Raw genomic sequence first — 10,848 nt, 5'->3', positions numbered from 1 at the left:
GGAGGATTGGGACTACTTATGGAAACCCTTGCAGATTTGCGAGATGAGGGCAAAAATTTAGATGCATTATATAACTGGATTAAAGAGTATAAGCTCAATATGCATCACTGGTTTTTTGTTTCAGATTTAACCTATCTCGTTCGAGGAGGTCGGGTGTCAAAAGTTTCAGGATGGGTTGGCAATATGCTAAATATCAATCCACTTTTGAACATTGATATGGAAGGGCATCTCATTCCCCGATTTAAAGTCAGAGGGAAGAAAAAAGTAATCAATCAGACTTTAAATCAGATGATTGGGCATGCTGAAGATGGTTTAGACTATAAAAGAAAATGTTTCATTTCACATGCGGATGCTCTGGAAGATGCACAAAAGTTAGCTCAAATTATAGAAGAAAAGTTCCCCAAATTAAACGGTAAAGTTCAACTATCCAATATTGGAACGACCATTGGTAGTCATACGGGCCCTGGAACGGTTAATCTATTCTTTTGGGGTAATAAGAGAACAGACTAAGTGCTATATAGCAATTAGTCTGTTTAAACTAGGATGAGAGAATTGTGATTAAATTATAACAAGAGTACCAGTATGAATCGATTACAGATTCACACTGGTACTTTTATATTAAACTATTATTAACAAACTATTAAGTATTATTTGTGATATAATTTCAAATTTACAATATTTTAATTGCTTTCAATAGCTTCTGATTTTTTCGTATCACGAGCTATAGAGAGATAAGGAAGAGCTACAAAAACGATACCACCAATCATATTACCTATAGTAACAAAGAAGAGATTGTAGAAGTAACCAGATAAGGTTATAGCATGACCAGCTGGGTTTAATAGTCCCATAGTTAAAGTGCTCATATTAGCAACACTATGCTCGAAGCCCATTGCGACGAAAGGATATATACACCAAAAGACCATAATTAACTTGCCACTCTCGGATTTAGCACGAGTAGCACTCCATACAGCCAAACATACTAGAATATTACAGAAAATAGCGCGAATAAATAATTGCCCTAAAGGAATAGTCATTTTTGCATAAGCAGTAGCAGCAACAGCTTCTGTCATTCCTTCGAAATTAAGTCCTGAAGCGTAGAATGCCACAGCCGCTAATATAGAACCAATCCAATTACCTACATAACACATTAACCAAACTTTTGCTGTCTCTTTCCACGTTACAGTCCCTTTAATAGAGCCTACAGCCATAACAAAGTTATTTCCTGTAAACAATTCTGCTCCCGCGATGATAACTAGACTCAAACCAACACAAAAGCTAAATCCTTGTATTAGTTTTACAAAAGGTATACCAGTCATCATTCCTGCTACGCAACCTATAAGAATTGATCCAAATCCTATAAACATACCTGACATCATGGCTGAAATTAAATAGCCCATAGGATTATCTCTTAAAAAGGTCCATTTTTTCTTCGCAGCAGTTGCTACACTAAGAATTTCTTCTTGAAACATGAGTGCACCCCCAAAAATTATTTGTGATTAATTTATTAATAAAATTATCACAAACTACATTTAAAATATACCATAAACTATTAAATAATACTAGCATTATTTGCTATTTTTATAATTTTCTATATCATCTTTGTCATGAGAATAAATGCAATATTTTTAGTAGCTTATTACAGGAATTTAAGGGGAAAAGGCATATGCAATTTATATATGGAGATATTATCCAGGTAATATTTGTTAGTTTTATAATTTTCTATATCATCTTTGTCATTGGAATAAACGCAATATTAGTAGTGGTTTATTATAAGAATTTAAGGGGAAAAGACATATATTAATTGCGATATAATGGTATTTACTGTAATAATATCCATTAAAGTATTAGGTGAATTTGAAAAGTAAAATTATAAAAAAAAGAAGCCGTAAGATAAACTCTACGACCCCTTAGGGATATTATGCAGGAAATGCTCCCGCTTCTTCTTTACGAATACTTACATCGACAACTTTTGAAGTCATGAAGAATACGATGGCCATGAGAATAGCACCAATAGCATAGGTCCATTTGATTTCTGAGTTTTGGATAACGATACCGTTTACAAAGGTACCTAAAGCACCCCCTCCAAACAGACCAAATGATACCAAGGACATAACCGTTCCCCTTAATTGAGGCATAAGACCTTGAGCGATTGTCGTAAGGGTAGAGTGAATAGATATAAAGGCGTAACCAAATCCAAATAATCCAATCGACAAGAGTAGCGGTGTAGTGGCAAAGAATAATATAGCTAAAGAAACAGTTCCTAGGATTGCTGCAGCAGGCACGAATTTCTTATTGTATTTTTGTCGTAGTCGCGGTGCTAATCTTCCTCCAATAACGGTGCCCAGTCCAAAAACGGTTAGGATTAAGCCCACTGTTAAAATATTGTATCCTGTATGATCCGTAATAAACTGACCGGAATAAGTAAAAGTTCCAAAAACACTAAAGCCAACTAAAAAAATGGTGCAAATAACTTTGACTAATTCCTTATTCGCAAATGCCTTCCTATATACTCCTACAATATCCAATTTATTTATGACACCAGGCTCTTTTTCTAGAGATTTTAGCATCATAAAGGCAACAATTAATTCTAGGAAACCATAAATAAAGTAAACGGCTCGCCAAGAACCAAAATAAGCGATGGCTCCTCCTATAGCTGTGGCAGATGCACCACCAAGAAACATCATCCCAAAGAATTTTGCTATCCATTTTTGTCTGTTTTTATCTGTACAACATCCACCTATAAAAGCAATAGAAACTGGGAAAATTCCTGCGCCAAAGGCTCCATTGACAGACCTGAAAAAGATTAAAGATGGTAGATTATAAGATAATGCACCCAGCATACTAAATATGGCGGTTCCAAAAGCAGCTATATTGATAATCCTAGTCTTTCCAAATCGATCGCCTAAAGGACCAAAAAAAATAGTAAAAATTCCAAAACAAAGCATATAGGATGTTACAGAGAGTCCAGTTTGGGTAATCGTAATGTTTAAATCCTTGGATATATTGATCAGTAATGGAGCCACTGCATAATTATCTCCATTTGCTAAAAAACCCATAAATCCCAGGATACTAATTGTAACAATAAATTTTTGAGTATCGTCTTTCAAATTTCTTCCCTCCAAATTATTTTTTCGTTACATATTTGCTGTGTTTTTTATATAAACAATCATAGGAGGTGATTGCTGCGACATATAAAGTAATGTAAGTGTACCTACTTTTCAAATGGAAAAACTTAGAATATCCCTTTAAAGGGTATCACTTATAATATTTTAATGCAAGTGCATTGTTTTATAATATTATAATAAATGTATAATTATAATTTAATTACAACTAATGAGATAAAATAGTAAAAGAAGAACCCACTATCAGCTGTGGGTTTTTATGTATTAATGATAATGAGATAGAAGTTTAATGTGTATAGTAGATAACGTGGTACTGCTTTACTGTATATCTCTCTTATTGTACCCAGTAAATCCAACAAATCCTAAAAATAAAGCTAGCGCACTTAAAGCGTATACAGGGGTCCAGTTTATTAGGTCTTGAGATATTTCTGGTATATGGTTAAATGTAGATAGATCATTTAGCCACTGAGGAAAGTCTAGGAGATTTCCAAGGTATAATACTATAAAAGTAAAAACAATATATAGCCATACAAGGCTACTGCCTTTAGACCACGTCCCAACGAATAGAAGGCTTAATCCGATTATGACCCAAATTGCTGGTAAATAGATAAATACCTCTACCATAGTATTGCCTAATACAAGGTTTTGCTCCATGACTCCTATGGAAGTAAGATAGAGCCCTAATCCAATGGAGCCTTGCATGATGATCGTAGAGAGAAAGGCAATAATCGTATGACTACTCATTACTTTATTTCGAGAAAGGGCGCGACTGTAGAAGTTTTCCATAAGCCCTAGTTTTTCGTCCTTTTTTAGCCTTAAAATCGTCAGTACTGCGGGTATGGCTGTAAAGATAGACATAATTTGAATGAGCATAGTAATAAAACGCTGTGTCATATCTGTCTCATCACCCTGAGGTAGAAAGGCTTGAAGGTATTCCATATCTGAAAAATAAGTCTCTAAATCTCCGAGTATGGCACCAAAAGCTGCGCTCATGAGAAAAATCCCGAGAGTCCAAACAATAATACTATTTCTTTCTAATTTCCAAGTTAAGCCTAATGAGGTTTTTAAATACCACAGAGCTCGTTCTCTACCACTGCGAGTAGGTAGTATTCCTACATTAATATCTCTCTTTATGTTTAGGTATAAAGCTAAACCAGCAAATATTACCCCAGTTACTATTAATGCGAGTACAGGCCACCACTCATTATCCACAAATACTCCTGTTCGAACAGTCCACCCTAGTGGAGAAATAAGGGCAAGCCCTTCTAAGCTGACATCTCCTATTGCTCGAAAGATATAAAACACAATAAGTGCACCAAAAGATAGGCTAGATGTTCCTCTAGAAGTATCTGAAAGTTGGGCAAAGAAAGATGTCAGTCCAGCAAAACATAAGCCTGTTGCCCCTAAAATAGCACCATATAGAAAAGAAGATTCCCATGTAACCCCCTCAAGACCCACTAGACCTAAGCCAATACCCGTAAGTATACTTAGGAGCAGATTAAGCATTAGAATCTTAATTCCAGAAGCCATGAGATAAGATAATCGACCTGTAGGCAAAGCGCGAATCATTTCAAGCCTACCTTCTTCTTCATCTTTACGAGTGCTTGAACTGACAAAGAGGATATTCATAATGATGATTGCAATAGCTGTAAAAAGGAGCATCTCAGTAGCAAGGGCAGCGCCAAGATTGTACTTTTCAACATCGTATCCAGGGCCTAGCATGGCTTTCATGGCTGGATTATCCATGGTCAAAGCAAAGCCGTAAAGTTCTTCTTTTGTTTTATATACATCGCCATAAGCAAAGGCTACGCTAACAGTAGTAGCTACTATAGAAATAATCCATATGGTAATTTTTAAAGCATTTTGGCGTACCAAAAGCTTGATAAGCTTTCCAGTTCCGTTCATAGTTACTTATCCCCTTTACTAGAATGATTGCCTTCATAGTGACGCATAAACAAATCCTCTAAAGTAGGAGGAGAACATTCTAATTTAAGGATTTCAAATGTGCTTAAGTAAGAAATGATCTTTCCAATTTCCTCAGTATCGGCCTGAAATTCTAAATGGTTACTACTTTGTGCTATATTGTGAATCCCTTTTATATTTTCTATTCCATCTAGAGTTTTCCTAGTTGAGACAGTCACCTTTGTTCTCGTCAAGTGGCGCATTTCATCTAAAGTACCTTTTTCAATAATTTGTCCTTCACGAATAATGGCAACCCGGTCGCATAATTTTTCTACTTCTGAAAGGATATGGCTAGATAATAGGACGCTTTTTCCTTGTTTTTTGACGTTTAAGACACATTCCTGAAATATGCGTTCCATAAGAGGGTCTAGTCCTGAAGTAGGTTCATCTAATATGTACAAATCTGATTCCGAAGCAAAGGCTGAGATTAGTGCGATTTTCTGGCGATTTCCTTTCGAATAAGCCCGACATTTTTTGCTTGGATCTAAGTCAAAGAGCTCAATCAGTTCATCTCTCTTTTTCTGGCTACTATTGCCACGTATACTTAAAAACAGGTCAATAACTTCTCCTCCTGTCAGATTTGGCCAAAGATTTGCTTCGCCTGGCACATAGGAGACTCTTTTATGAATTTCAACAGCGTCTTTCCAAGCGTCTTTATTCATAATAGTAACTTGACCAGATGTAGGTTTAAGCATGCCCAAAAGGACTCGAATTGTTGTGGATTTACCAGCTCCATTTGGACCAATAAAACCATATATTTCACCTGGATTCATGCTTAAATCGATATTATTTAGTGCAGTAAACTTACCAAATTTTTTCGTCAAGCCTTTGATTTCAACAAAATTCATAATATCCCTCTTTCTTGATTATAATTATACTAATTTAATTATAATTCTATATATCTCATTTTAGCATAGGGGAAGGGTACATTCACTCATTTATTGTAAGAATCGTGCATTGCAATAAAATGTAGGATAAATTATTATCTACGGTATCATTCACATCTTAATCTATGAGATTTTATTATATTTTTACTATCTTGCTTATGATAAAATAATAAGGATTAAAATAACAGAATTAATAAACTTATGAGGTGGATTATGGAACAGAAAGCAAAAAAATATGAACTGATTTTGAAACAAATAGAAGGACTTATTAAGAATGAAAAAGATTGGCTTGCTAATTGTGCCAATTCTGCTGCTCTTCTATTTCATAGTATGGAAGATATCAATTGGGCAGGATTTTATTTATATAAAGAAGGGCAACTCGTTCTTGGTCCTTTTCAAGGAAATTTAGCTTGTATTCGAATAGCTATGGGCAAAGGGGTATGTGGCACATCTGCACAGGAGAGAAAGACTGTAATCGTAAAAGATGTACACGAGTTTGAAGGTCATATTGCCTGTGACGCTGCCTCTAATTCGGAAATCGTTGTACCAATTATAAAAGGAGATCAATTAATAGGAGTACTCGATATAGATAGCCCACTTACAAATCGTTTTGATGAGGTAGATGGTAAATATTTAGAGGAGTTTGTCGAGATACTCAATCAATATTGTCAATGGACTGTTAATTAATAGAGCATGAAAATATTGTGATTATATATAGTGAACTATATTATATAAAGGGGGACAATAAATGTATAAAATCATAATTGTAGAAGATGACATTACTATAGCAAAAACCATTGCAGAATATCTCCGTAGATGGGATTATAATGTTACATACATTAAGGACTTTAAGAAAATAACAGAACAAGTAATTCAGTTTGATCCACAGCTTATATTACTAGATGTGATGTTGCCTTACTATAATGGATTTTACTGGTGCTCTGAAATACGAAAATTGTCTAAAGTACCTATTATATTTATCTCCTCAGCGAGTGATAAAATGAATATCGTAATGGCGATGAATATGGGTGGAGACGATTTTATTGCAAAACCCTTTGATTTAGATGTCTTGGCGGCGAAGATTAATGCCCTTATGAGGAGAACCTACTCCTTTCAAGGACAAGTTAACTATATAGAGCACAATGGCGTCATACTTAATCTTAGCGATACGACGGTTTCATATGATGATAAAAGAATCGAACTGACTAAAAATGATTATAAGATTATTCAGATTCTTATGGAAAACCTAGGTAAAGTTGTTACTCGTGAAGAAATTATGCAGCGATTATGGGAAAATGACCATTTTGTCGATGACAATACATTAACTGTAAATATTAATAGATTACGTAAGAAACTCTCGGAGATTGCCTTAAAGGATTTTATTATTACCAAAAAGGGCATTGGATATATGGTGAAATAATGAAAGATTATATAGATATTTTATTTTTTTACATAAGGGCAAAGCGAAATATAATACTTGCTTTAGCAGGGGCTTATCTAATTTTTTTAATGGTATTTGCTTTATATTCCTTACCATTTGAGTCCATAAATTATACATTTGTTTTAATTTGTGCTTTTATCTTTATAATCGGCGTAGTTGATTTTAGATCTTTTTATAAAAAGCATAATTTTTTAAAGAGACTTAAGACAGGTATAATGATAGCAGATTATAAATTGCCTGTTTCGAAAGAACTGATAGAAAAAGATTATCAGGAACTCATTCAGATTATTGATAAAAATCGATTAGACATTGTAAATGAAAAGGATAAATCTTATAGTGAAATGATCGATTATTATACGATATGGGCGCATCAAATAAAAACCCCTATAGCTGCAATGAGATTATTATTGCAATCGGAAAAAAGCAATCTTCATATGGAGCTATTAGATCAATTGTTTAAGGTCGAACAATATGTAGAAATGGTACTACAATATCTTCGAATTGAAAGTATAAGCTCGGATCTTGTTCTTAGAAGGTATCCTCTTGACAGTATTATAAAACAGGCGATAAAAAAATACTCTAGTACTTTTATACGCAAAAAAATTAAGCTTAATTATGAAGAAATTCATATAGATATTTTAACAGATGAAAAATGGCTCGTATTTGTTATAGAACAAATATTGTCAAATGCCCTTAAGTATACAAATAAAGGACAAATTTCAATATATATGGACCATCAATTACCACAGACATTAATAATAGAGGACACAGGCATAGGAATAGCAGAGGAAGATCTGCCTCGTATATTTGAAAAAGGCTATACAGGTTTTAATGGACGTAGTGATAAAAAATCTACTGGTATAGGACTTTATCTATGCAAAAGGATCTTAAATAAGCTGTCACATACTATTAATATTGAATCATTCATAGATAAAGGTACTAAAGTGAAAATAGGTCTTGATGCAATAGATATGCTTATAGAATGACAAACTTACTAAAATGTAAGATTGAAAGAGAAAATGTAAGCCAAAGAAATGGCAGTACGTTTTCTCTTTCTTTATAATGAACAGGAAGATGAAATAAGGAGGATATCAATATGCCACTTTTAGAGGTAAGTAATTTAAAAAAAATATATACAACCAGATTTGGAGGAGCTCCTGTTCAGGCACTTACAAATGTAAATTTTTCTGTAGAACAGGGAGAGTATATAGCTATAATGGGAGAATCTGGTTCCGGAAAGACAACTTTATTAAATATTTTAGCTGCATTAGATAAACCAACTAATGGAGATGTTTTGTTAAATGGCAAGAGCCTTTTATCAATAAAGGAAAAAGAAATATCAGCTTTTAGACGAGATAATTTAGGATTTGTATTTCAAGACTTTAATTTACTAGACACTTTTTCCATTGAAGATAATATCTTTTTGCCCCTTGTACTCGCAGGAAAAAGCTATGAGGAAATGAGCAATAAACTAAAATCTATCGCCAAACAGCTTGAAATTGATGAAATATTAAAAAAATTTCCTTATGAAGTATCAGGAGGTCAAAAGCAAAGAACAGCTATTGCTCGTGCTTTGATTACAGAGCCTCATATTATACTTGCCGATGAACCAACGGGTGCTCTTGACTCTCGCGCTTCAGAAAAACTACTAAAGATCTTTACTAAAATTAACAACGACGGTCAGACCATTCTAATGGTTACACACAGTACAAAGGCTGCAAGTCATGCAAAGAGGGTGCTATTTATAAGAGATGGAGAAGTGTTTCATCAAATATATAAAGCCTCTAGTACGAATGAAGAAATGTATCAAAAAATCTCAGATACACTTACATTAATTGCTACAGGTGGTGCAAGAGATGAGTAAGGGATTTTATGCTAAACTTGCACTAAATAATATAAAAAAGAACTCAAGAGGATATATACCTTACTTGTTGACCTGTATTGGGACGATTATTATGTTTTACAATATGTGTTATTTAGCAGTTGTAAAAGATATTGGGCACATGAGTGATAGTCAATCCTTAAGACAAATGTTGTTCCTTGGAGCCATAATTATTGGTATATTTTCTGTAATATTTCTTATCTATACCAATAGTTTTTTAATTAAGCAGAGAAAAAAAGAATTTGGGCTATTTAATATATTGGGAATGGAAAAAAGACATATTGCTAAAATTATGATCTTTGAAACCCTTTTTATAGCTATAGTAAGCTTTATAATCGGCATTTTAAGTGGTATTCTTTTAAGTAAGCTAATAATCTTATTGCTTTTTAAAATATTGAACTATAATGTAGTATTTGGATTTGAAGTTCCCATAACTGCTGTAATAGCAACACTTTTGGTATTCGGAAGCATCTTTATATTAAACCTTGTATTTAATATAATCCAAGTACACCGTTCAAAACCAATTGAGCTATTAAAAGGTTCAGATGTAGGTGAAAAGGAGCCAAAAACAAAATGGTTATTAGCCTTAGCTGGAGGTATAAGCTTAAGTATTGGGTATTATCTAGCTTTGTCTACAGATAATGCAGTAGCAGCATTAAATGTGTTTTTTATAGCAGTTTTATTTGTGATGTTTGGAACTCATTGTTTATTTAATGCGGGAAGTATAGCCATACTAAAAGCTCTGCGTAAAAATAAGAAATACTATTATCAAACAAATCATTTTATATCTATATCAGGTATGATTTATCGCATGAAGCAAAATGCAGCAGGTCTTGCTAATATTTGCATTTTATCTACTGCAGTGATCATTACACTATCTACTACAGTATCTCTATATGTGGGAATGGAAGATTTGCTCCGCACGAGATATCCTAGAAATATAATAGTCAGCGCATCAGATATTTCTGATGAAACAGCTTTTAGAATGAATCATATTATTCAAAATCAAATAGAAAAAGGAAATCACTCCGTCGAAAATAATATAAGATATAGACCTATGAGCTTTATAACATCACAAAATGGCTCGTCCTTTACGAAGATGGATGAGAATAACTTCTCCTATAATGATTTAGCCCTATTGGGATTTACTACCCTAAAGGATTATAATGAATCAGAAAATAAAAACGTAACGTTAAAAGAAGGAGAAGCTTTATTATATACAATACATGGAGAGGTACCAAGTGATAAAATAACCTTAAATAATTATGAGCTCAATATAAAAGAAAGAATAAGCGCCTTTGCATATGAGGGTGAAACGGCTGCGACCTTATCCAATAGTTATTTATTAGTAATAGATAGCTTAGATACTATTAAGCAGATTTATAGCTCTTTAGAAGGAAATACCAATATGCCTGAGCTATCCTATTACTATGGCTTTGATGTAATTGGGGAGAGCGAGGACGAAATAGAGCTTACTACTTCGATACAAAATGCCCTAAGTGATTTAGAGATAGATATAAGTGTAGCCGGTTATTCAGTCCTACCAGGTCACAG

At 33.7% G+C, this 10,848-nt stretch carries 10 protein-coding genes; 6 read left to right on the top strand and 4 right to left on the bottom strand.

Features of this window, described 5'->3' with window-relative positions; genetic code table 11:
• Positions 1–510, top strand: a 510-nt coding sequence (locus Q7P22_RS05870; RefSeq protein ID WP_303861865.1) for a DegV family protein, incomplete at its 5' end; no start/stop codon positions are given.
• A gap of 170 nt (positions 511–680) precedes the next feature.
• Here the strand turns inward: Q7P22_RS05870 and Q7P22_RS05865 are convergent.
• From Q7P22_RS05865 to Q7P22_RS05850, 4 genes are all read right to left on the bottom strand, one after another.
• Positions 681–1,469, bottom strand: a complete 789-nt coding sequence (locus tag Q7P22_RS05865) for a formate/nitrite transporter family protein (protein ID WP_113921475.1) — start codon at positions 1,467–1,469, stop codon at positions 681–683.
• Between the two features lie 447 nt (positions 1,470–1,916).
• Positions 1,917–3,107 carry an MFS transporter gene (locus Q7P22_RS05860; protein ID WP_303861862.1) on the bottom strand — a complete coding sequence of 397 codons (1,191 nt, stop codon included), beginning with the start codon at positions 3,105–3,107 and terminating at the stop codon, positions 1,917–1,919.
• A gap of 333 nt (positions 3,108–3,440) precedes the next feature.
• Positions 3,441–5,027: an ABC transporter permease gene (locus tag Q7P22_RS05855; protein ID WP_303861860.1), complete on the bottom strand. Its 1,587-nt coding sequence runs from the start codon at positions 5,025–5,027 to the stop codon at positions 3,441–3,443.
• A gap of 2 nt (positions 5,028–5,029) precedes the next feature.
• On the bottom strand, positions 5,030–5,932 hold the full coding sequence (locus Q7P22_RS05850; protein WP_369695496.1) for an ATP-binding cassette domain-containing protein: 903 nt from the start codon (positions 5,930–5,932) through the stop codon (positions 5,030–5,032).
• A 252-nt stretch (positions 5,933–6,184) separates the two neighbouring features.
• Here Q7P22_RS05850 and Q7P22_RS05845 point away from each other — a divergent pair, with 252 nt between their 5' ends.
• The 5 genes from Q7P22_RS05845 to Q7P22_RS05825 form a co-directional block, all read left to right on the top strand.
• Positions 6,185–6,658, top strand: a complete 474-nt coding sequence (locus Q7P22_RS05845; protein WP_113921479.1) for a GAF domain-containing protein — start codon at positions 6,185–6,187, stop codon at positions 6,656–6,658.
• Positions 6,659–6,719: 61 nt separating this feature from the next.
• Positions 6,720–7,391 carry a response regulator transcription factor gene (locus Q7P22_RS05840; RefSeq protein ID WP_303861855.1) on the top strand — a complete coding sequence of 224 codons (672 nt, stop codon included), beginning with the start codon at positions 6,720–6,722 and terminating at the stop codon, positions 7,389–7,391.
• A complete protein-coding gene (locus Q7P22_RS05835) occupies positions 7,391–8,398 on the top strand; it encodes a HAMP domain-containing sensor histidine kinase (protein ID WP_303861853.1) in 1,008 nt (335 codons plus the stop codon). Before Q7P22_RS05840 ends, Q7P22_RS05835 begins: the two co-directional genes overlap by 1 nt.
• Positions 8,399–8,508: 110 nt before the next feature.
• Positions 8,509–9,276 (top strand): ABC transporter ATP-binding protein, encoded by a 768-nt coding sequence (locus tag Q7P22_RS05830; RefSeq protein WP_113921482.1) that lies wholly within the window; start codon positions 8,509–8,511, stop codon positions 9,274–9,276.
• Positions 9,269–10,848 (top strand): ABC transporter permease (locus Q7P22_RS05825; RefSeq protein WP_303861851.1); only part of this gene is annotated, 1,580 nt, incomplete at its 3' end. The genes Q7P22_RS05830 and Q7P22_RS05825, both read left to right, overlap by 8 nt.

The sequence above is a fragment of the Alkalibaculum bacchi genome, assembly GCF_937875145.1.
GTDB lineage: Bacteria > Bacillota > Clostridia > Eubacteriales > Alkalibacteraceae > Alkalibaculum > Alkalibaculum bacchi_A.
This window is presented reverse-complemented; position numbering and strand designations above follow the sequence as displayed.

Coding starts and splice junctions, on each gene's coding strand:
- Q7P22_RS05840 (WP_303861855.1), top strand. CDS start 6,720: ATGTATAAAATCATAATTGTAGAAGATGACATTACTATAGCAAAAACC.
- Q7P22_RS05835 (WP_303861853.1), top strand. CDS start 7,391: ATGAAAGATTATATAGATATTTTATTTTTTTACATAAGGGCAAAGCGA.
- Q7P22_RS05845 (WP_113921479.1), top strand. CDS start 6,185: ATGGAACAGAAAGCAAAAAAATATGAACTGATTTTGAAACAAATAGAA.
- Q7P22_RS05855 (WP_303861860.1), bottom strand. CDS start 5,027: ATGAACGGAACTGGAAAGCTTATCAAGCTTTTGGTACGCCAAAATGCT.
- Q7P22_RS05850 (WP_369695496.1), bottom strand. CDS start 5,932: ATGAATTTTGTTGAAATCAAAGGCTTGACGAAAAAATTTGGTAAGTTT.
- Q7P22_RS05865 (WP_113921475.1), bottom strand. CDS start 1,469: ATGTTTCAAGAAGAAATTCTTAGTGTAGCAACTGCTGCGAAGAAAAAA.
- Q7P22_RS05830 (WP_113921482.1), top strand. CDS start 8,509: ATGCCACTTTTAGAGGTAAGTAATTTAAAAAAAATATATACAACCAGA.